We start from the raw sequence: 21,984 nt of genomic DNA, 5'->3' as shown, positions 1-21,984 counted from the left end.
CCCATCACAAATTGTCGTAGATCACTTCGAGCGAAGGCTTGGTCACCGCGGCGCTGCCACACATGTCTTCGAGCGTCGCCTGCTCCAGCACGACGCCGCGTCCCACATCCGAGCCCTTGAACAGACCGAGCAGGCCGTCATGCGTCAGGGGGTGCGGATGCTGCGGCGGCGCCTCGGCGACGTTCTTGGCGAGATGCTCGAACAGCGGCGCCCAGGGCGTTCCAGGCCGGCCGATGATCTGATAGCTCGCGCTCTTGCGGCGGATGTCGTCGTCCGCCGGGATCGAGGCCAGCACCGGAATGCCGGTCGCCTCGGCAAATGCGGCGGCCTCGCCGGTGCCGTCGTCCTTGTTGATGACGATGCCGGCGACGCCGACATTGCCGCCGAGCTTGCGGAAATACTCCACCGCCGAGCAGACATTGTTGGCGACGTAGAGCGATTGCAGATCGTTGGAGCCGACGATGATCACCTTCTGGCACATGTCGCGCGCGATCGGCAGGCCGAAGCCGCCGCAGACGACGTCGCCGAGGAAGTCCAGCAGCACGTAGTCGAAGCCCCAGTCGTGGAAGCCGAGCTTCTCGATCAGTTCGAAGCCATGGATGATGCCGCGTCCGCCGCAGCCGCGGCCGACCTCGGGCCCGCCGAGCTCCATCGCGAACACGCCGTCGCGCTTGAAGCAGACGTCGCCGATCTTGACCTCCTCGCCGGCAAGCTTTTTCTTCGAGGAGGTCTCGAGGATGGTCGGGCAGGCCCTGCCGCCGAACAGCAGCGAGGTGGTGTCGCTCTTCGGATCGCAGCCGATCAGGAGCACCTTCTTGCCCTGCTGGGCCATCATGTAGGACAGGTTGGCGAGCGTGAAACTCTTGCCGATGCCGCCCTTGCCGTAGATCGCGATGATCTGCGTGGCCTTCTTCGGCGCAGCCGTCGACGGCGCATCCGGCTCGATCGCCGCTTCGGCGCGCAGGGCATCGGTCATGTCACTGATCTTGGTCGGGGCATTCATGCGGCAGCTCTCCAGTCCAAGACCATTTTGAGACATGACGGATCGTCGAACGCGGTCCGGTAGGCGCTCTCCGCGGACAGAGCGTCGGCGTGGTGCGTGATCAGCCCGTCCAGAGACAGCCTGCCGGTGTCGATGAGATTGCGCACCGCGAGCAGATCCTCGTGCTTCCATTCGGCGGCGACGCGGATCGCCGCCTCGCGCATGAAGGCCGGGGGGTAGGAGAAGGAGAGCGGCGCACTGTAGAAGCCGGCGAGGATGATCTCGCCACGTGGCGCCAGGCGAGCAATGAGGCTGTCGAGCAGGCCGGCATCGCCGCTGGCATCGAAGATCAGGCGATAGTCGCGTCTGCTGTCCTCTGCGGGATCGATGACGCGATAGCCCGTCGCGCCAACGGCGCGCTCCGGATTGCTCTCCCACACCACGGGCGGATCGCCGCCCATCGCCACGATCAGCCGTGCCAGCAGACGGCCGAGCACGCCATGGCCAACCACGCATTCGGCCTGGCCGTCACCACCGATTGACAATGCATGATAGGCGGTGGCCGCCAGCGCCAGCAGCACGCCGCGCTCGCCGGTCGTTTCATCGATCGCAACAATGCGCTGCGCGGGAACGTTGAGGCGCGAGGCGGCGGCGCCAAACAGGCTCCTGACCTCGCCGAAGCAGCGCGCCGCGCCCGGCACGAACACGCGCTCGCCTTTACGAAAACCGGAATGCGGGGCGGCGTGCGCGACGCGGCCCACCGCCTCGTAGCCCGGCACGAGCGGATAGCCCATGCCGGGAAACTGGGGCATGCGGCCTTCGTACAGCAGCCGTTCGGTACCGGTGCTGATCGCGCTCCATTCGATGTCGACGGTCAGGCAGTCCGGGACGTCTGCGAGCAGCAGGTGCTGCAGCGACAATTGCCTCGGCCTCCCCAGTACGACGGCGATCGCGTCCATAGCCCAACTCCCCGGCGACGCCCGCTTAGTTACGGGTGTCAGGTTAGCCTGACTGAAAGAAGTGTCAATATTTATTTACAGTCCGGGTGTCAGCTTTTCGCGACAATCACGCTTGCGATCAGCGGAATTCGCGTACGAAGTACTCGCACCTGCGAAAAACCCGCCGCCTGGAGCAGGTCGCGCAAGCGGGCGGCGCTGCGCGGCCGCCCCTGTCCCATCGCGCGGAGATAGATCTCGAAATAGGCGCTGACGCCGTCGGCCCCGCCGGCCGCCTCGCGCATCGGCTCGCCCAGCAGCAGCACGCCATCGTCAGGCAAGGCGGCGCGCACCTTCGCGAGCAACCGCGCCACGGCGTCGTCGTCGTGATCGTGCACGACACGAATCAGCGAGATCACGTCGGCGCCCGTGGGGAGCGGATCATCGTGGAAGCTGCCCGGATAGATCATGACGCGATCGGCGAGCCCGGCCCTGGCGAGACGCTCCTTCGCGATCGCGGCGACCCCGGGCAGATCGAACAGCTTGAGCTGCACTTGCGGCGCAGCCCGCGCGGCGGCGGCGAGGAAGCTGCCGTCACCACCGCCGACATCGAGCAGGCAACGGTGGCCGCTCAGGGGATAGGCTGCGAGGACGATGTCCGCGATCATCGGCTGCGACGCCGCCATCAGCGCCGTGTAGGGCGCGACGCTGTCGGGTGTCAGCGCATCGCCGGTCTTGTCCAGCGCATACGGCCAGTACTGTGCGAGCCGGCGCTGGCGGTCATGTCCGCGCAGCAGCGCCACGGGATCGGTGAGATCGGCATACAGCGCGGCGTGATGTCGAACCATGGCGGCGATGCCGGGATTGCCGAGCAGCGCCGCGCCGAGCGGCCCGAGCCCGTAGCGCGCCGCACCGCGGCGCTCGAGCAGCTGAAGCGCGGACGCCGCCTCGCACAGGCTGAGCATCACGTCGGAGGCCATCGCCGCGCGCGACGCCAATGTCGCGACATCGCGGGGGCCGGAACGCAAGCCTTCGAACAGATCGAGTTGCACGCAGGCCGCCAAAGTCTGCGAATAGACGAAGCCGGCGCAGAGATCGAACAGCTGCGCGGCACGCTTGCGCGCGATCGGCCGCGTCAACGGAAACGCCGCCGCCCAGCGTTGAAACGCCGCACTCGCCAGCAGCCCGTCCCGCCAGCCGCGCCAGCGATCGCCGAAGCTGACCGGCGCCGGCGTGTTGTGGCGGATGGCCCCGGGCATGGCGCTAGGGCTCCAACCACGAAGGTTGCGCTGGCTGACGCAGTTGATTGGTCCGAATGGCTCGACACACGCAGGTGCCCACCCTCCCCTGGAGGGGGAGGGTCGCCGCGCGCGAAGCGCGCGGCGGGGTGGGGTGGGCTCGGAAATTGGTGCTTATGAGTCCCGATGCTCTTCGCTGCGCCTGCCTAAGCCTGCGGGGTATCACCGGCACTGCGCGCGCGGATGGGCTGTCACCCCACCCCGCCGCGCGCTTCGCGCGCGTCGACCCTCCCCCTCCAGGGGAGGGTGAGCAACGCTCGTGTGGTGAGACCGTCGCCATCCCATGCGGCCGAACAATCACGCCGCCGACTGCGCCAGGCGGCGCGGAACGAGGCGCTTGGCTTCCTGCTCCATCAGGACGCGCAGCTCGTGCGCGTGGGCGCAGGGCGGCATGGTGCGGATGCCGTCGGCGACGAGATCGTGCAGATAGCTGACGGCGCCGGTGAGCCCATAGATCAGCACGGCGTTGGGCCGCCCATGCGCGGCGTCCTGGCCAACGGGCTTGCCCGCCTCCTCTTCGTCACTGGCGGCATCGCGAATGTCGTCGGCGACCTGATAGGCCTCGCCAATGGTCTCGCCGAGCGTGCGCCACGCTTCCGGATTCTCATGCCCTGCCGCAGCGGCACCCGACACGGTGGCCGCCGCAAACAGCGCGCCGGTCTTGGAGCGGTGATAGCGCGACAGATCGATCTGCGGCTCGCATTCCCAGGCTTGTCCAGCCGAGATGCCATGCGGCACGCCGACGGCATCGCCGATGGTCGCGATCAGCTGCGCCAGCCGCAGCGGCGAGCAGCGCGACTTGGCGAGCGTCTGGAAGGCGAGCACGATCAGCGCATCGCCCGCGAGCACCGCGAGCGGCTCGCCGAACGCGGCATGCACCGAGGGCCGCCCGCGTCGCAGCGCCGCGTTGTCGAAGCACGGCAGATCGTCATGCACCAGCGAGGCGCAGTGCAGCAGCTCGATCGCGGATCCCGCCGCATCGGTCGCGGCCGGCTCGTCGTCGCCGCAGGCGCTGGCCACCGCATGACAGAGCCGCGGACGAACCCGCGCCCCCTTGGGAAACACCGCGGACTGCATGGCGGCCGAGAGGCGCGGCGGGCATCCGGGCCGGTCGGCCAGAGCGACCGCTGTGACGAGGGATTTCTCGATCCGGGCCATCACGTCCATGCCAGCCTCCCCTGCCGCGAGGCCATGCCGGCCCTCGCCTATGTAAATTTCAACTTACACCCATGCTGTAAATCATGCTAGACATTTCCTGCGTCAGGCCGGGCGGACAGGAGCAGAAGTGATGGCCGATCACCGCGTGATCGTGGTTGGCGCCGGCGTCGCCGGCCTCAGCGCCGCGCTCACCCTCGCCGCGCGCGGCGCTGCCGTGACCGTGCTGGAGCGCGCCGCCGTACCCGGTGGCAAGATGCGCCAGATCGCGATCGGACCTGCGCGCATCGATTCCGGGCCGACCGTGTTCACAATGCGCTGGGTGTTCGACGAACTGTTCGCCGACATCGGCACGTCGCTCGACGATCACCTCACCCTGACCCCACTCGACGTTCTCGCCCGCCACGCCTGGACCGACCGCAGCCGGCTCGATCTGTTCGCCGACGAGGAGCAATCGGCCGACGCCATCGGCCATTTCGCCGGACGCAGCGAGGCCGAGGGCTATCGCGCGTTCTGCCGCGATGCCCGCCGCATCTTCGAAGTGCTCAAGGATCCCTTCATCCGCACGCCGGCGCCGAGCATGACGCATCTCCTGCGCACCGCCGGCTTTCGCGACCTCACCGCGATCCGCCCATTCCAGACGCTGTGGAAGGCGCTCGGCGGCTATTTCCACGATGCCCGCCTGCAGCAATTGTTCGGCCGCTACGCGACCTATTGCGGCTCGTCGCCGTTCCATGCGCCGGCGACGCTGATGCTGGTCGCCCATGTCGAGCAGTCCGGCGTCTGGCTGATCGACGGCGGCATGCACGAGCTCGCCGCGTGCCTCGCGGCGCTGGCGCGGCGCCACGGCGTCACCATCCGCTATGACGCCGAGGTCGCCGGCATCGCGACGAACGCCGGCCGCGCTGCGGGCGTGCAGCTCGCCAATGGCGAGCAGATCGCCGCCGACGCCGTCATCGCCACCGCCGATGTCGCGGCATTGGCGCAGGGCCTGTTCGGACCCGAGGCGGCGCGAGCCCTCCCCGCCATCCCGGAATCGGCGCGCTCGCTCTCGGCGATGACCTGGAGCTGCATGGCGCGCGCCGACGGCTTTCCGCTGTTGCGTCACAACGTGTTCTTCTCGCGCGACTCCCGCGCCGAGTTCGAGCAGTTGATCGACCGTCGCACGATGCCGCAGGAGCCGACCGTCTATGTCTGCGCGCAGGTGCGCGACGACCAGCCGCGCGAGGCTGCGACGAGCGAGCCGCTGTTCGTGCTGATCAACGCCCCCGCCACCGGTGACCATCACAGCTTTGCTCCCTCGGAGATCAGCCAATGTGCCCGCCAGACCTTCGACCTGTTGCAGCGCTGCGGCCTCAGCATCGCGACGACGCCGGAATTGACCCGCGTGACGACGCCGACGGACTTCAACCGGATGTTTCCGGGCACGGGGGGCGCGCTGTACGGCCGCAGCTCGCACGGCTGGATGGCATCGTTCCAGCGGCCGGGCGCGCCGACGAAGCTGCCGGGGCTCTACGTGGCGGGGGGCAGCGCGCATCCGGGACCGGGCGTGCCGATGGCGGCGCTGTCGGGCCGGATGGCCGCTGCACGGGCGATCGCGGACCTCGCTTCGACCGCATTGTCCCGGAAGACGGCTATGCATGGTGGTACGTCGACGCGCTGAGCGATGACGGGCGATTCGGCATCACGCTCATCGCCTTCGTCGGCAGCGTGTTCTCGCCGTACTACGCGTGGGCGCGGCGGCGGCGAGCGGCCGATCCCGAAAATCACTGTGCGCTCAACGTTGCGCTCTACGGCGCGCGTGCGCGGCGCTGGGCCATGACCGAGCGCGGCCGCGGCGCGATCACGCGCGAATCTGCCAGCCTCGGGCTCGGTCCCAGCAGCCTCGCCTGGAACGGCCGCGAACTCACCATCGAGATCAGCGAGGTCAGCGTGCCCTGGCCGCTGCCACTGCGCGGTCGCGTCCGCGTCGTGCCGACGGCGCTGAACGAGATCGCGTTCACGCTCGATGCCGAGGGACGCCATCGCTGGCAGCCGATCGCGCCATGCTGCCGCGTGTCGGTCGATTTCGATCATCCGGATCTGCGCTGGCGCGGCGACGGCTATTTCGACATCAACCATGGCGACGCGCCGCTGGAGCGCGACTTCCAGAGCTGGCAATGGTCGCGCGCGGCGACGCGCACCGGCACCGTGATCTCGTATGACACGGTCGCACGCGACGGCGCCAATGCGTCGCTCGCGCTGCACGTCGACCCCGCGGGCCGTCTGGAATCGATCACGCCGCTCACGGAGGCGCCTTTGCGCAAGACGCTGTGGCGCGTCGACCGCAGCGCCCGCGCCGACGCCGACGCACCGGTGCGCGTCGTGAACACACTGGAGGACGCCCCGTTTTACGCGCGCTCCCATCTCGCCGCCCGTCTGCACGGCGAGGATGTCGAGGTGATGCATGAGAGCCTGTCGCTCGACCGCTTCCAGATGCCGATCGTGCAGGCCATGCTGCCGTTCCGGATGCCACGGTGGTGAGGATGGGACAGGGGCGACGTTGGCTGCAGTCGCTGGCGAGCGCAGCGGACCTGCAATGGTCGCGGAACGACGGCGGAATGCGACGAGACGGATTCCGATAATAATAAATCTCTTGCTATTTATCTGAAATCATGATTGTCTACGCGCATCCCGCCTCACCGCAGAGGGGCGTAGCGCGCGATCGTCACGACACGCGAGGTGGGGATGCGATGGCCGCGAGGGATCGCAGCATTCTCTTCGACGAGGGTGCCGACGAACGATGTCTTGCGGACGTGAAGTCGCAGCGTCCTGATACCCCGACGCTGGTATCAAGCCGCGATGGCGCTCATGTGCCGCGTGGTGATGGTGGCCAACAAGCCCGGCGCACCAGGGAGACTGCGTATAAGCGTGAAGACCGTCGCGCAGGGAATGCCGGTTGAATCGGCTTTGCCTGTGGTACCTGCCGCCTGCATTTTTTCTGCAGGCGGGCCATGGGTGAGGCCTTCACCCGGCATTCCCTGCGCCCTCTGCACTGTTTGCGAGGGACAAGATCATCGCAGACCTCGGGCAACCTCTGCCGCGAGAACGCGAAGCCATGTCGATCGCTGTTTGAGACGTGAATCCGCCTCCCCCGCCCTACCGCTTCTCCGCTTCGCGCTCCCTGGCCTCGCGCTCGGCGCGCTGGCGGTCGAGGCGGCGGCCTTGCCATTCGAGCACGAGCCAGCCGAGCACGCACATGGTGACGACGACGAATTCGAGCAGGCCGCCCATCTCGCTCATGGCGCGTCACTCATCGCGTCTCACCTGGTGTCCAGCTCATGACTTCGTGTGTCATGACATCGCAGTCGAGCCACACGGGTCGCGCCAATGCGGTCGTACCGTCGTACGCGAGTCGTCTTATACGTGACGGCGACGACCTCGCCTCGCTACGATATCCGCCCCGAGCGCAACAACTGATCGCGTCGCTCCAGGCGCTCGAACAGGTCGAGCACCCACAGCGCGCGATCGTGAACAGTCCGGCGCGGCGGCGCGATCGCATGCGGGCGCTGTACATCCGCCGCGACGACCGCCTCGATCAAAATACGCGCCTCCGGCCGCGGCGGCGCCAGCGACGGCTGCTCCTGCAGCAGCGACATCACCGCCGCCTTGCCGAGAAGCTGCAGCTTGCGCGGCATCGAGACGAATGCGCGCCGCGACAGCGAATCGAATTCGGCACGTGCGACCTCGCGGCCGATCTCGGCATAGATCAGCCGCGCCGCGTGGATGCCGGGCCGGCAGGTCCACGGCAGATCGGCGATGCCCGCAGCAGCGCGCGCATAGAACACGTCGGCGACCGCGAGCAGTCGCGCGGTGACTCGCCCGATGCGGTCGTCGAAGAACGGCGCGGCACGCCAGGTCTCGATATCGAGACCTGCCTCGCGCAGCCATTGCCGCGGCAGATAGAGCCGGCCGGCGCGGGCGTCCTCGCCGACGTCGCGCGCAATGTTGGTGAGCTGCATGGCGATGCCGAGATCGCAGGCGCGTCCGATCGTCTCGGCCTCGCGCCGATTCATCAGCAGCGACATCATCACGCCGACCGTGCCGGCGACGCACACGGCATAGGCGAGCACGTCGCTCAGGGTCTCATAGCGGCGGCCCTGCGCATCCCAGGCGAGGCCTTCGAGCAGCGCCTCCGGCAGCGCGCGCGGAATCGTGAACTGCGCCACGACGCCGGCCAGCGCGCGATCGACGGGACTGTCGTCCGGCGTGCCATCATAGATCCGGTCGAGCCGTTCGTGCAGCAGCTCGACGGCGTCGACGCGGCGGCCGGGCCCGTCGATCGCATCATCGGCCTCGCGGCAGAACGCGTAGAGCGCGACGGCGGGATCGCCGACCGCGCGAGGCAACACTTTCGAGGCGGCAAAGAACGTCTTCGATCCGCCCCGCAACATCCGCCGACAGATCGCAATGTCCGTTTGCCAGCTCATCGCCGCTCCAGCTCATGCGGCGCGGGCACGAGATCATCGAGCACACGCGCCGAGGACAGCACGCCCGGCAGGCCGGCGCCGGGATGGGTGCCCGCGCCGACCAGATAGAGCCGCTCGACCTCTTCGCTCTTGTTGTGCGGCCGGAACCAGGCGCTCTGCATCAGCACCGGCTCGAGCCCGAACGCCGCGCCGCGATAGGACGACAGGCGATGCTCGAAATCATCCGGCGTCAGCAGCCGCGACGTGACGAGCTGGCCGGCAAGGTCCGGCAGCAGCGTGTCGCTCAGCGCGGTCTCGATCCGCTGGCGGAACGGCTCGGCCGTCGCCGACCAGTCGATGCCGCTCTGCTGATGCGGTACCGGCGACAGAACGTAGAAAGCATCGCAGCCATCGGGCGCCAGCGACGGATCGGTCGCGGTGGGGCGATGCAGATAGAGGCTGAAATCATCCGCCAGCACCTTGCGGCGGAAGATGTCGTCGAGCAGGCCGCGATAGCGCGGGCCGAGCAGGATGGTGTGATGCTGAACGTCATCATAGCGGCGCTTCGTGCCGAAATACCAGACGAACAGGCTCATCGAGTAGCGCGCACGGTCGATGCGCGCATCGGTCCAGCGCCGGCGCGGCACGCTCGGCAGCAGATGCTTGTAGGTCCAGGCCGCGCAGCTGTTGGAGACGACTGCATCGGCGGCGATCGTCTCACCGGATGCGAGCCGCACGCCGGTCGCAACGCCGTTCTTCGTGGTGATCTCGGCCACGGGCGCCGAGCAGCGCACCTGGCCGCCCTGCCCCTCGATCAGGCTGACGAGCCCTGTCACCAGCGCGCCGGTGCCGCCCATCGCAAAGTGCACGCCCCAGCGACGCTCGAGATAGGCGATCAGGCAGTAGATCGACGTGGTCGTAAACGGGTTGCCGCCGATCAGCAGCGGATGGAAGCTGAGGATGACGCGCAGCCGCTCGTCGCGGACGTAGCGTGAGACGAGGCCGTAGACCGAGCGAAAGCTCCGCAGCTTGATCATCGCCGGCGCGATCTTGGCCATGTCGAGCAGCGACGAGAACGGCACGTCGCCGAGCTCCTCGAAGCCGACCTTGAAGATCGCCTCGCTCGCCTTCATGAAGCGCTCGTAGCCATCGACGTCGCCGGGTGCCAGGCGCGCCACCTCGGCACGCATCTCGGCCGGGTCGCCCGAGCAGTCGAACACGGTGCCGTCGTCGAAGCGGATGCGATAGAATGGGGAGATAGGCTTGAGCGTGACGTCGTCGGACATCTTCCGACCGCACAGCTGCCACAGCTCCTCGAACAGGAACGGCGCGGTGACGATGGTCGGGCCGGCATCGAAGGTGAATCCGTCCTGGCGATGCACATAGGCGCGGCCGCCGGGCGCATCGAGCTGCTCGTAGACCGTGACGCGATAACCGCGCGCACCAAGCCGGACCGCTGCGGCGAGGCCGCCGAAGCCGGAGCCGATCACGACCGCATGCGGCCGGTCTCCGAGCACAGCCGGGACAGCGGCCTTGATGGTGGAGACGTCGAGCATGGACGAAAGCGTAAATTGAAATTGACGCTTTCGCCAGCCAAAAATGTCAATTTACTTGGACGTTTCCCGCTGCACTGCAAGGACGCCCGCGCGCTCGGCGGCGTTGACGATCAGGCCCGCGATCCTGGCCGGCTGCTCCTCATGGGCCAAATGACCAAGGCCATCAATGAGTTCGAGCTGCGCCTGGGGCACCAATCGCTGGACGCGACGCGCGACGTCTGGCGGGATGGCGCGGTCATTCGCGGCCGCGACCAGAAGCAGCGCGGTCTTCAACCGCGGCAGCTCGCGCCCAAGCGGATGCAGGTCCCAGTTCGCCATCATCTCGAGCGCGGCGCCGACATGGCCGGGGCTGCCGACCAGCCGCCGATACAGCCGCTCGCCTGTCGCGTCGATCGTCGAGCCGGTGCCCTTCAGCAGCCGATGCACCGCCGCCGGATCGCGGCCCCGCCAGGCGAACAGCCGCGGCACCAGCGGATTAAGCGCCATCATCTTGGCGAGCGGCGACAGGAACTGCGCGGCCGCGCCGCCGAACGGCAGATAGGCGCCATTGAGGCTGACGATCAGCTTCGGCCTGATGAGATTGTCGAGCGTCATGCGCGTCAGGATCGCCGCGCCCGCGGAATGGCCGATCGCGATTTCAGGCGCGATCGCAAGCTTCTCGCAGAGGCCAGCGAGATCGCGCGCCATGCCGTCGAGCGACAGCCGCCGCCCCTGCGGCGTGGAGGTGAAGCCGTGGCCGGAGAGATCCGGCGCGACGACGGTGAAGTGCCTGGCGAGCAGCGGCGCGAGATCCCGCCAGGAATGGGTCGCGGCTCCCGTGCCATGGGCGAGCAGCGCAACGGGCCCCTCGCCCATGATCTGAACATGCCAGCGCAGGCCCGCGGCCTCGACGAAGCGGCTGGCTGCGCGGTTGGGCCAGTCGCTGCCGTCGACGCTCCAGTTCGGCTTGTCGCTCATGCCGGCCCACGCGGTTGGACGCCGCCGGCATCGTCAACGATCGGCCGCGCGCGTCAGGAAATCATCGTAGCTGGCGGCGACTTTATCAAGCTGTTCGAAATGCGGCATCGCGCCGGTCTGCATCACCTCGATCTGCCAGTTGGGCAGAGCCTCGACGGCGTGCTTGCCGTGATAGTCGACGAAATCGCCGCGCACGCCATGCACCATCCAGACCGGCATCGCCAGTGCCTGGTAGAGCTTCAGGGCATTGGTGCTGAACAGATAGCCGGAGACGAACGAATACGGCGCGTTCTCGGCGCCGGGCTGATGGGTCGTGATGTAGTCATACTCCAGCAGCCCCTCGTCGATGTCCTTGCGGCCGAAGGTCTTCTGCAGGAAGAAACGAATGCTGGCGCGCGAGGTCAGCAGGGTGAAGAAGCCGTGCTTCCACAGCGGGACGTTGAGGATGTTGCGGACCCACGGCATGGCGCGGGTCGTGTCCTTGGTGCCCGCCGACTCGGCCGCGGCCTCGGCGCGGCGATCGAAGCCGGTCGGGCTGAGCAGCGCCAAAGTGCGAAACAGGTTCGGCGCCTCGGTGCCGGCGCGCGCGGCGAACTCGCAGCCGAGCGACAACGCGATCGCGTCGATCGCGACGTCGCCATGACGGCGGCGAATTTCGTTCGTGGCGAGCAGAATCGCATCGGTCATGATGCGCGGCGTATAGATGCGGTCGGCGCGGTCCGACAGGCCGAAGCCCGGCAGGTCGAGCGCATAGACCGGACGCGTCTGGCGGTAGTGCTCGAACAGCGGCTTCATCTCGTAGGCCGTCGCCGCGGCGTTGACGCTGTGAATCAAGAGCAGCGGCCGCTGCTCCGCCGGGGCGGCGGGGCCGTCGCCATAGCAGGTGATGCGGCCCGTACGCAGATCGGCGAGTTCGAAGCTTGGCGCTGCAAGCGGCGGCGGCATCGTCACAGCGCGCGTGTCAGCCGCATGATCACTCTGTGTGGTCGAGGCGACCTGCATGGCGTGCTCCTGTGTGACGATATCGGGCGACGGCAGGCAAGCGCTGCCATACGAGTGGGTGAGCATAGCGATGACCGATCCTCTTGTCAGTCGCCGTTGGGAACGCAGCTTGACGCCGGGGGTTCCACCGCCATCAGCCGCGGCCGGCTTGCGCCATGACGGCCTGCGACAACCGTACGGCATCCGCATGAGGCAGCGCGACGTAACGCGCCTGCATCGCACCGGCGAGCTGCGCGGCCTTGTCCTGCGGGCGCGGCGAGGAATCGACCAGCACGACCGGAATGCCGGTCAACGCGAGCTGCCGTGCGGCCACCAGCGCCTCCGCCTCGGCCTCGCTGCGGCCGCCGCCATCGCGCGCGACATTCGCCCGGCCGTCGGTCATCAAAACGATCGTCGGCGTCTGGCCCTTGGCCTTCACGGCGAGCGCGAGCTCGGTTGCGCCCCAGATCGCCGCCGACAGCGGTGTGCCGCCGCCGCCGGGCAGCGCCGCGAGGCTGCGCTTGGCGCGCGTCAGCGAGCGCGTCGGCGGCAGCAGCAGCTCGGCGCCCCTGCCGCGGAACGCGATCAGCGCGACCTCGTCGCGGCGAATGTAGCATTCGGCCAGCAGCAGCTCGACGGCGCCCTTCACTTCCGCAAGCCGCTGCAAGGCCGAGGAGCCGGAAGCATCGACGACGAAGATGGTCGTGGTGCCCGAGCGCTGCTTGAAGCGGGTGATCCGAATGTCGTCCTTGTGCACGATCAGCCGGCCACTCTTGCCGGAATGTTGCGTCCGCCGCCGCAGCGGCTGCCACGGCGCTGCCGCGCGCAAGGTCTCGAGCACGTTGAGCCGCGCGCCGGCGCGCCATTCGCCGCGACGCGCGCCAATCGGACGGCCGCGCTTCGGCACCTTCTGAGCGGTGCCCTGCTTGCTGACGCTGCTGCTGCGGACGCGGGTCGCGCGTTCCTCTTGCAGCCGCTTCAGCAGGTCGACTGGAATGGCCGCCTGCGCCGCTTCGACCACGCGATCCTCGAGCGAACCGTCCTCGCTGCGGTCGTCGTCCTCACTCTCGGCCCACTCATTCTCGGGCTCCGGCGCCTCGCTGTTCTCAGTCTCGTCATCCGCTGCGGGCAGCCGGGTGGCGCGCGGCGCCAGCACCAGCCGCGCGGCGCAGGCGATGTGCGCTTCGGCGACTTCGACCTCACCATCAAGGGCCGCTGCGATGCGCGCGACGCGACAGGCGAGCAGCGGCGCGCGCAGCGAGTCGATGCCGAGCGCGCAGGCCGTCATCGTCAGCGCCGCGATCGCGTCGTCCGACGAACGGACCTGCGGCAGCCGCGCACGCGCTGCTGCGATGTCCGACGATTTGAACAGGCTCTCGCCGAGATCGACGCGCGCAACTTTGCTGAGATCGAGATGGCAGGCCAGGCGGTCGGCCAAGGCAGGCGACACGCGCTCATCACCGATGCCCTCGTCGAGCGCAATCAGTCCGAGCCGAGCCGGTGCGCGCAGCGACATGCCATCGCGCTCGATGCTGATAGCCCCGGTGTCGACGGCAACACAGAGATGTGCGACCGTCGACCGCGACATGCGCTCGGCCATCACGGCGATCAGCCCGCCGCCATCGGCATCGGCGAGCAGCCCACGTTGCAGCACCGGCCGCCCCGCCTGCAACGTCGCGGCGAGATCGAGGCCGCCAAGCAGGCGATCGTCCGAGATCGACGGCGGCAGCTTGCGCAAGGGTGTCGACGGCGGCATCAGCTCGTGCAACAGCTCCAGCCACTGCTCGCGCACCGGACCTGCGCCCGCACGCAGCAGCACCGACGCGGACGGGTCGATCGCGGCCAGAGCGGCCGCGATCATCGCATCGGCCCAGATCGCGGCGCCATCGCTCACGGCGCGAACAGCTCGTCGAGCGCGCGCTCGACCCGCACCGACGAGCCGGAATCGTCGAGCGGATTGCGCCTGAGACGGTGTCGCAACGCCATCGGCGCGACCGTCTTCAGATGGCGGTCATCGACCGCCTTTGCGCCCTCCAGCGCCGCTACCGCGCGCGCCGCCCGCATCAAGGTGAGTTCGCCACGCAGGCCATCGGTGCCGAGCGCCATGCAGAGGCGTGCGGCCTGCTCGAGCTCACGATCGGCGACCTTGACCGCTCCGATGTGCTCACGGCCCGCGAGGATACGCTTGCGCTGCTTCGCCTCCTCCTTCTCCCAATGCGCAACGAAGGCGCTGGGATCGGTCTCGAAGGCATCGCGCCGCTTGACCACCTCGATGCGCGTCGGCAGATCATTGGGCGTCTTGACCTCGACCGAGAGGCCAAAGCGATCGAGCAATTGCGGCCGCAACTCGCCCTCCTCCGGATTGCCGGTGCCGACCAGCACGATGCGGGCGGGATGGCGGATGCTGAGACCGTCGCGCTCGACCACGTTCTCGCCTGACGCGGCGACGTCGAGCAGGAGATCGACGAGATGATCCTCCAGCAGATTGACCTCGTCTATATAGAGAAAGCCGCGATTGGCGCGCGCGAGCAGCCCCGGCTCGAACGATTTCTCGCCATGAGCCAGCGCACGCTCGAGATCGAGCGCGCCGACGACGCGGTCCTCGGTGGCGCCGAGCGGCAGGTCGATGACCGGAACCGGCACCTGGTGCGCCTTCAACGCCGCCGGCTTCTTTGTCTTGCCGCTCGGCTTGGAGCGCGCGCGACACGCGGCACATTGCGCAGCGACGTCGGCCGGATCGCATTGATAGGGACAGCCGATCACGGCGCTCATCGGCGGCAAGAGCGCGGCGAGCGCCCGCACCGCGGTGGATTTTCCGGCGCCGCGATCGCCAAAGGCCAGCACGCCACCGACCTTGGGATCGACAGCAGCGATCATCAGCGCCAGCTTCATCTCGTCCTGGCCGACGATGGCCGAGAACGGAAAGGCGATTCCCATGAGCGTCCCCTGCGCCGCGACGCGTTCCCGCCGCGTTGCCAGCATGAGACCACAATCAGGGGCCGCTCTTCAACCCATCAGCGCTTAACGGACGAGGCTCGGCAGATCGAGACCATTGGCCTCGGCGCAGGCGATGGCGTCCTCATAGCCGGCATCGGCGTGGCGCATCACGCCGGTCGCCGGGTCGTTCCACAGCACGCGTTCCAGCCGCCGCGCAGCGTCCGCCGTGCCGTCGGCGACGATCACCATGCCGGCATGCTGCGAATAGCCGATGCCGACGCCGCCGCCATGATGCAACGACACCCATGTGGCGCCGCTCGCACAATTGAGCAGTGCGTTGAGCAGCGGCCAGTCCGACACCGCATCCGAGCCGTCCTTCATCGCCTCGGTCTCGCGGTTCGGGCTCGCCACCGAGCCCGAATCGAGATGGTCGCGGCCGATCACGATCGGCGCCTTGACTTCGCCGCGCGCCACCATCTCGTTGAAGGCGAGGCCGAGGCGATGGCGATCGCCGAGCCCGACCCAGCAGATCCGTGCGGGGAGGCCCTGGAACTTGATGCGCTGCCGCGCCATGTCGAGCCAGTTGTGCAGGTGCTTGTTGTCGGGCAGCAGCTCCTTCACCTTGGCGTCAGTCTTGTAGATATCCTCGGGATCGCCGGACAGCGCCGCCCAGCGGAACGGGCCGACGCCGCGGCAGAACAACGGGCGAATATAGGCCGGCACGAAACCCGGGAAGTCGAAGGCATTGGCGAGGCCCATGTCCTTCGCCATCTGGCGGATGTTGTTGCCGTAGTCGAGCGTCGGGATGCCCATGGCGTGGAAATCGAGCATGGCCTGGACGTGGCCGACCATCGACGTCTTCGACGCCTGCTCGACCGCCTTCGGCTCCGAAGCACGCTTGGCTTCCCACTCTGCGAGAGTCCAGCCCTTCGGCAGATAGCCGTTGATCGGATCATGCGCGCTGGTCTGGTCGGTGACGATATCCGGCCGCACGCCACGACGCACGAGCTCGGGGAAGATCTCGGCGGCATTGCCGAGCAGGCCGACCGACACCGCCTTCTTGGTCGTCGCGGCGTCGGCCATCAGCGCCAGCGCCTCGTCGAGCGTCGTGGCCTGGCGATCGAGATAGCCGGTGCGCAGCCGCATCTCGATGCGGCTCGGCTGGCATTCGACGGCGAGCATCGAGGCGCCGGCCATGGTCGCCGCAAGCGGCTGTGCGCCGCCCATGCCGCCGAGGCCCGCGGTCAGAATCCACTTGCCGGAGAGATCACCGTTGTAGTGACGGCGGCCGACTTCGACGAATGTCTCATAGGTGCCCTGGACGATGCCCTGGCTGCCGATATAGATCCAGGAGCCGGCCGTCATCTGGCCGTACATCATCAGGCCCATTCTATCGAGCGCATTGAAGTGATCGAGCGTCGCCCAATGCGGCACGATGTTGGAGTTGGCGATCAAGACGCGCGGCGCATCCGGATGGGTGCGGAAGATGCCGACCGGCTTGCCCGACTGCACGACCAGGGTCTGATCCGCCTCGAGCTTGCGCAAGGAAGCGACGATGCGATCAAAGCTGTCCCAGTCGCGCGCGGCGCGGCCGATGCCGCCATAGACGATCAGTTCGCTCGGCTTCTCCGCCACATCAGGATCGAGATTGTTCATCAGCATGCGCAAGGGCGCTTCGGTGAGCCAGCTCTTGGCGCTGATGTCGCTGCCAATGGGGGCGCGGATCACCCGTTCGTTGTCCAGGCGTCGGTTCATGGGTCCCTCTCATCCAAGCTTGGGAAACGGATCGCGTCCGAGTGCATGCGTTGCAACCGTGGCCAACACACCGCCACCGACGAGCGCGGCCGCCTTGGCGAGATCGTCGGCCATGTAGCGGTCGTGCACCAGCGCCGGCACATGCGCGCGAAGCGCGGCAATGACGGCAGACAGCGCCGCGCTGGTGCCGTGCGGCGCTCGCAGCTCGATGCCTTGGGCGGCGACGAGCAGCTCGATGCCGATGATAGCAGCGAGATTGTCGGCCATGTCGTACAGTCGGCGCGCCGCATGTGCAGCCATCGAGACGTGGTCTTCCTGGTTGGCGCTGGTCGGCGTCGAGTCGATCGAGCACGGCAGCGCGCGCTGCTTGTTCTCGGCGAACAGCGCCGCGGCCGTCACCTCGGCGATCATGAAGCCGGAGTTCAGGCCCGGCTCCGGCGTCAGGAACGGCGGCAGGCCGAAGTTCAGCGCGGGATCGACCAGCGTCGCGATGCGCCGCTCGCTGATCGCGCCGAGCTCGGACAATGCCAGCGCGATCTGGTCGGCGGCAAACGCCACCGGCTCGGCGTGGAAATTGCCACCAGAGATGATCTCGCCGGTGTCGGCCAGCACCAGCGGATTGTCGGTAACGGCATTAGCCTCGGTGACGAGCGTACGCGCGGCCTGTGTCAACAGATCGAGCGCCGCGCCGGCGACCTGCGGCTGGCATCGCAGGCAATACGGATCCTGCACGCGCTCGTCGCCTTCGAGATGCGACAGCCGTATGGCGCTGCCGTCAAGCAGTTCGGTGAGCACGCGGCCGGCTGCGATCTGGCCGGGATGACCGCGCAGCGCCTGAATTTCGGGCCGGAACGGCGCCGTCGAAGCCATCGCCGCATCGACCGACAGTGCGCCCGTCACCAGGGCAGCGTTGAGCAGATCATGCGCGCGGAACAGACCGGCGAGCGCATAGGCCGTCGAGAACTGCGTGCCGTTGATCAGCGCCAGCCCTTCCTTCGGCCCGAGCGTAACCGGCGTGAGGCCGGCGCGCGCCAGCGCCTCGCGGCCCGGCACGAGCCGGCCGTCGACGAAGGCCTGGCCTTCGCCGATCATGACGGCGGTCATATGCGCGAGCGGCGCGAGATCGCCGGAGGCGCCGACCGAGCCCTGCTGCGGCACAAAGGGCGATACGCCGCGCGCCAGCATCGCCTGCAACTGTTCGATGATCTCACAGCGCACGCCGGAGGCGCCGCGACCGAGCGAGATGATCTTCAACGCCATCATCAGCCGCACCACCGGCTCAGGCGTCGCGGGGCCGACGCCGCAGCAATGCGAGAGAATGAGATTGCGCTGGAGCTGGGCCGTCTGGTCAGGCGGGATGCGCTTGGAAGCCAGCTTTCCGAAGCCGGTGTTGATGCCATAGACCGGCTCGGCGCCCTGCGCCGCCTTCGCCACGATCCCTGCTGCCGCTTCGACACGCGGCCAATACGCCGAATCCAGCATGAGCGACGCGCCGGTGTAGACGCGCACAAGATCATCGAGGCTGACGTGGCCGGGCTCTGCGACGATCGTGCTCATTGGCCCCTCCACACGCGCCGGTGCAGCGGGTTGAAGCCCATGCGGTAGACCAACTCCGCGGGACGGCCGATGTCCCAGATCGCAAGATCGCACCACTTGCCGGCCTCCAGCGTGCCGGTCTCGGCTAGCAAGCCCAAGGCCCGGGCGCCTTCGCGCGTGACGCCGGCGATGCATTCATCGACCGTCATCCGGAACAAGGTCGCCGCCATGTTCGTGGTCAGCAGCAACGAGGTCAGCGGCGACGAGCCCGGATTGCAGTCGGTCGCCAGCGCGAGCTTTACGCCGTGCTTGCGAAACAGCTCGACCGGCGGCTTCTGCGTCTCGCGAATGAAGTAGAACGCGCCAGGCAGGAGCACCGCCACCGTGCCGCTCCGCGCCATCGCAACAGCACCCGCTTCGTCGGTGTGCTCGAGATGATCGGCCGACAGCGCGCCGAACTCGGCCGCGAGCGCGGCGCCGCCGAGGTTCGACAACTGATCGGCATGCAGCTTGACCCGCAGGCCGAGCGCCTTGGCCGCCGCGAACACGCGCGATGTTTGCGCAGCGGAGAAAGCGATATTTTCCATGAATGCGTCGACCGCATCGGCGAGGCCTGACCTGGCAACCGCCGGCAGCATCTCGTTGCAGACGAGGTCGATGTAGCGGTCCTTGTCGCCACCGGCTTCGACCGGCAACGCATGCGCGCCGAGAAAGCTGGTGCGCACGCTGACCGGCCGCTGGCTGCCGAGCGCGCGGGCTGCGGACAATTGTCGCAGCTCTGTCGCGGCCTCCAGGCCATAGCCGGATTTGATCTCGATCGTCGTGACGCCTTCGGCGAGCAGCGCATCGAGCCGCGGCAGCGCGCGGGCGATCAATTCCTGTTCGCTGGCGGCGCGCGTCGCCGCGACGGTGGACACGATGCCGCCGCCGGCACGCGCGATCTCCTCATAGCTCGCGCCGGCGAGCCGCAGCTCGAACTCGTGCGCACGGTCGCCTCCAAAGACAAGATGGGTGTGGCAGTCGACGAGACCCGGCGTGATCCAGCGTCCCTCGCAATCGATGCGCTCGGGCGCATCTCCATCAGCCGGAAACTCCGATTGCGGACCGGCAAAGGCGATGCGGCCATCGCGTGCAGCGATCACGCCCTGCTCGATCACGCCGAGGCCCGGCTCCCCCTCGCGCAAGGTCGCGAGCCGCGCATTCTGCCAGATCCGGTCGAAACGCTGGGCCATGCTGCCTCCCCCTTCACGAAAGCTTGACGGGCGATATGTCTATACATAAACTCGCTTCCGCCGTCCTGTCCAGCGGGCTTATCGATCATGGCGTCATTGCACTTCGCATCCGCGCTTCTGCCCAGGGGGTGGGCCGAGGACGTGCAGGTCGTCATCAGCAATGGCGCAATCGAGTCGGTATCCGCCGGCGTGCCTCCGACCTCCGACGACGAGCAACATGAGGTCGCGATCCCCGGCATCGCCAGCCTGCACAGCCACGCGTTCCAGCACGGCATGGCCGGGCTTGCCGAGATCAGCGGCCACTCGACGGATACGTTCTGGACCTGGCGCGAGACGATGTACCGTTTCGCCCTGTCGATGCGCCCCGAGGATGTCGAGGCGGTCGCGGTCCTGCTCTATGTCGAGATGCTGGAGCGCGGCTTCACGCGGGTCGGTGAATTCCATTATCTGCACCACGATCGCGACGGTACGCCTTACGCCGATGTCTCCGAGATAGCGGGGCGCATCGCCGCGGCGGCCCAGACATCCGGCATCGGCCTGACCCTGCTACCGAGCTTCTACGCGCATGGCGGCTTTGGCGGCGCGGCGCCGCATGACGGCCAGCGGCGCTTCATCTGCGATATCGATCAGTTCGCCAAACTGCTGACGGCCTCCCGCAAGGCGATCAGCTCGCTTCATGGCGCCAATCTCGGCATCGCGCCACACAGCCTGCGGGCGGTCGCGCCGGATGAACTGGCCGCGCTGCTGCCGCTCGCCGAGGGTGGCCCGATCCACATTCACGCCGCCGAACAGGTGAAGGAGGTCGAGGACTGCCTCGCCTGGTCCGGCCAGCGCCCGGTGCAATGGCTGCTGGATCATCACGACCTCAACGATCGCTGGTGCCTGGTCCACGCGACGCATATGACGGCGGATGAAACGGCGGCGCTTGCGAGGAGCGGCGCGACGGCGGGCCTTTGTCCGGTCACCGAAGCCAGCCTCGGCGACGGCATCTTCCCGGCACGCGACTATCTGCGCGCGCGTGGGCGCATCGGCGTCGGGACCGACTCGAACGTGCTGGTCGGCGTGAGCGACGAGTTGCGCCAGCTCGAATACGGCCAGCGGCTGACGCATCGTGAGCGCAACGTGCTGACGTCAGGTCCGGATGCGTCGACAGGCCGCACGCTCTTGGATGCCGCTCTTGCTGGCGGCGCACAGGCGCTGGCGCAACCGCTCGCCGGCCTGCAGGTCGGCGGCCGCGCCGACATCCTCACGCTCGATCTGTCGCATCCGTCGCTCGCAGGGCGAACGCGCGATGCGCTGCTCGACGGCTGGATCTTCGCGACGTCGCACGGCGCCATCGATTGTGTCTGGGCCGGCGGCGCCAAGGTCGTGCAGGGAGGCCATCATCGGTCGCGCGAGGCGGCAAGGCGCGGCTTTAACACGGCGGTGCGGAGGCTGCTCGCATGAGCCTCGCCGATGACAGCGCCAGGCCGGGAGCCGGCACGCTCTACAAGACGATCCGGCAGGACATCGAGCGCCGCATCCTCACCGGCGAATGGCCGCCCGGCCACCGCATCCCGTTCGAGCACGAGATCATGGAGCATTACGGCTGCTCACGCATGACCGTGAACAAGGCACTATCGGAGCTCGCCCAGGCCGACCTGATCGAGCGGCGCCGCCGTGCCGGCACGTTCGTGCGGCGTCCGCAGTTCCTGTCGGCGGTGCTGAAGATCCCCGACATCCGCGCCGAGATCAGCGCGCTCGGCCGCGCCTATGGCTATGAACTGATCTCATCGACGCGCCGCACCGCCAACGCCGCCGATCGTGAGCGCCTCGGCGTCAAGACACCGTGCAAGGTCATCGCGATCCGCTGCCGCCACAGCGCCGACAACGTCCCGTTCGCGATCGAGGACCGGCTGATCGATCTCGACGCCGTACCCGATGCCGCGAAGGCCAATTTCAAGATCGATCCACCGGGCTCCTGGCTGCTGCATCACGTGCCCTGGACCGAGGCGGAGCACGCGATCAGCGCCATCGTCGCCGACGACGCAATCGCCGAAGGCCTCGACATCGCGGTCGGCTCACCCTGCCTCGTGATCGAGCGTCACACCTGGCGCAAGGGACAGCCGCTCACGGCTGTCAGGCTGATCTATCCCGGAGAGCAGCATCGCCTCGTGGCGCGGTTCAGGGGCAGCGAATGAGACAGCTCACGCGCGCCCGAACTGAGCATGGG

Annotated in this window: 18 protein-coding genes; 4 read left to right on the top strand and 14 right to left on the bottom strand. The window is 68.0% G+C overall.

Going from position 1 to position 21,984, the window contains the following annotated elements:
* Positions 1-4: 4 nt before the first annotated feature.
* The 4 genes from ACQR13_RS12210 to ACQR13_RS12195 all read right to left on the bottom strand — a co-directional run bounded on the left by ACQR13_RS12210 (position 5) and on the right by ACQR13_RS12195 (position 4,382).
* Positions 5-1,003 carry a chlorophyllide a reductase iron protein subunit X gene (locus tag ACQR13_RS12210; protein WP_316172528.1) on the bottom strand — a complete coding sequence of 333 codons (999 nt, stop codon included), beginning with the start codon at positions 1,001-1,003 and terminating at the stop codon, positions 5-7.
* Positions 1,000-1,941, bottom strand: a complete 942-nt coding sequence (gene bchC, locus ACQR13_RS12205; RefSeq protein WP_316172529.1) for a chlorophyll synthesis pathway protein BchC — start codon at positions 1,939-1,941, stop codon at positions 1,000-1,002. The genes ACQR13_RS12210 and bchC overlap by 4 nt, the downstream gene beginning before the upstream one ends.
* An 89-nt stretch (positions 1,942-2,030) precedes the next feature.
* Positions 2,031-3,176, bottom strand: a complete 1,146-nt coding sequence (locus ACQR13_RS12200) for a methyltransferase (RefSeq protein ID WP_316172530.1) — start codon at positions 3,174-3,176, stop codon at positions 2,031-2,033.
* Between the two features lie 336 nt (positions 3,177-3,512).
* Positions 3,513-4,382 carry a polyprenyl synthetase family protein gene (locus ACQR13_RS12195; RefSeq protein ID WP_315827725.1) on the bottom strand — a complete coding sequence of 290 codons (870 nt, stop codon included), beginning with the start codon at positions 4,380-4,382 and terminating at the stop codon, positions 3,513-3,515.
* A 121-nt stretch (positions 4,383-4,503) separates the two neighbouring features.
* On the opposite strand from ACQR13_RS12195, the gene crtD reads away from it, so the two are divergent.
* Together crtD and ACQR13_RS12185 are read left to right on the top strand one after the other, a co-directional pair.
* Positions 4,504-6,033: a 1-hydroxycarotenoid 3,4-desaturase CrtD gene (crtD, locus tag ACQR13_RS12190; protein ID WP_316172531.1), complete on the top strand. Its 1,530-nt coding sequence runs from the start codon at positions 4,504-4,506 to the stop codon at positions 6,031-6,033.
* A gap of 155 nt (positions 6,034-6,188) precedes the next feature.
* Positions 6,189-6,893, top strand: a complete 705-nt coding sequence (locus ACQR13_RS12185; protein WP_316172532.1) for a hydratase — start codon at positions 6,189-6,191, stop codon at positions 6,891-6,893.
* Positions 6,894-7,508: 615 nt separating this feature from the next.
* Here ACQR13_RS12185 and ACQR13_RS12180 read toward each other — a convergent pair.
* From ACQR13_RS12180 to hutI, 10 genes are all read right to left on the bottom strand, one after another.
* The gene (locus ACQR13_RS12180) at positions 7,509-7,652 is read right to left on the bottom strand and encodes a hypothetical protein (protein WP_315714295.1); all 144 of its coding nucleotides are present in this window, start codon (positions 7,650-7,652) and stop codon (positions 7,509-7,511) included.
* A gap of 146 nt (positions 7,653-7,798) precedes the next feature.
* On the bottom strand, positions 7,799-8,839 hold the full coding sequence (locus ACQR13_RS12175) for a phytoene/squalene synthase family protein (protein WP_434862859.1): 1,041 nt from the start codon (positions 8,837-8,839) through the stop codon (positions 7,799-7,801).
* Positions 8,836-10,374 (bottom strand): phytoene desaturase, encoded by a 1,539-nt coding sequence (locus tag ACQR13_RS12170; protein WP_434862858.1) that lies wholly within the window; start codon positions 10,372-10,374, stop codon positions 8,836-8,838. The genes ACQR13_RS12175 and ACQR13_RS12170 overlap by 4 nt, the downstream gene beginning before the upstream one ends.
* A 51-nt stretch (positions 10,375-10,425) precedes the next feature.
* Positions 10,426-11,331: an alpha/beta fold hydrolase BchO gene (gene bchO / locus ACQR13_RS12165; RefSeq protein ID WP_434842788.1), complete on the bottom strand. Its 906-nt coding sequence runs from the start codon at positions 11,329-11,331 to the stop codon at positions 10,426-10,428.
* Positions 11,332-11,364: 33 nt separating this feature from the next.
* Positions 11,365-12,333, bottom strand: coding sequence for an alpha/beta fold hydrolase (locus ACQR13_RS12160; RefSeq protein WP_434842787.1), 969 nt, complete (start codon positions 12,331-12,333; stop codon positions 11,365-11,367).
* A 133-nt stretch (positions 12,334-12,466) separates the two neighbouring features.
* On the bottom strand, positions 12,467-14,206 hold the full coding sequence (locus ACQR13_RS12155) for a magnesium chelatase subunit D (RefSeq protein ID WP_316169230.1): 1,740 nt from the start codon (positions 14,204-14,206) through the stop codon (positions 12,467-12,469).
* The gene (gene bchI / locus ACQR13_RS12150; protein ID WP_316169231.1) at positions 14,203-15,249 is read right to left on the bottom strand and encodes a magnesium chelatase ATPase subunit I; all 1,047 of its coding nucleotides are present in this window, start codon (positions 15,247-15,249) and stop codon (positions 14,203-14,205) included. Before bchI ends, ACQR13_RS12155 begins: the two co-directional genes overlap by 4 nt.
* An 84-nt stretch (positions 15,250-15,333) precedes the next feature.
* Positions 15,334-17,004, bottom strand: a complete 1,671-nt coding sequence (hutU, locus tag ACQR13_RS12145; RefSeq protein WP_316169232.1) for a urocanate hydratase — start codon at positions 17,002-17,004, stop codon at positions 15,334-15,336.
* A 9-nt stretch (positions 17,005-17,013) separates the two neighbouring features.
* On the bottom strand, positions 17,014-18,561 hold the full coding sequence (gene hutH / locus ACQR13_RS12140) for a histidine ammonia-lyase (protein WP_434862857.1): 1,548 nt from the start codon (positions 18,559-18,561) through the stop codon (positions 17,014-17,016).
* Complete coding sequence (gene hutI / locus ACQR13_RS12135) at positions 18,558-19,772, bottom strand: imidazolonepropionase (RefSeq protein ID WP_434862856.1); 1,215 nt, start codon at positions 19,770-19,772, stop codon at positions 18,558-18,560. The genes hutH and hutI overlap by 4 nt, the downstream gene beginning before the upstream one ends.
* An 87-nt stretch (positions 19,773-19,859) precedes the next feature.
* Between hutI and ACQR13_RS12130 the strand changes: the two genes are divergently transcribed.
* Together ACQR13_RS12130 and hutC are read left to right on the top strand one after the other, a co-directional pair.
* The gene (locus ACQR13_RS12130; RefSeq protein ID WP_434862855.1) at positions 19,860-21,218 is read left to right on the top strand and encodes a formimidoylglutamate deiminase; all 1,359 of its coding nucleotides are present in this window, start codon (positions 19,860-19,862) and stop codon (positions 21,216-21,218) included.
* Complete coding sequence (gene hutC, locus ACQR13_RS12125; RefSeq protein ID WP_316225947.1) at positions 21,215-21,952, top strand: histidine utilization repressor; 738 nt, start codon at positions 21,215-21,217, stop codon at positions 21,950-21,952. Before ACQR13_RS12130 ends, hutC begins: the two co-directional genes overlap by 4 nt.
* Positions 21,953-21,984: the final 32 nt, after the last annotated feature.

This window comes from Bradyrhizobium sp. HKCCYLRH3059, assembly GCF_051168035.1.
In the GTDB taxonomy this organism is placed as follows: Bacteria; Pseudomonadota; Alphaproteobacteria; order Rhizobiales; family Xanthobacteraceae; genus Bradyrhizobium.
This window is presented reverse-complemented; position numbering and strand designations above follow the sequence as displayed.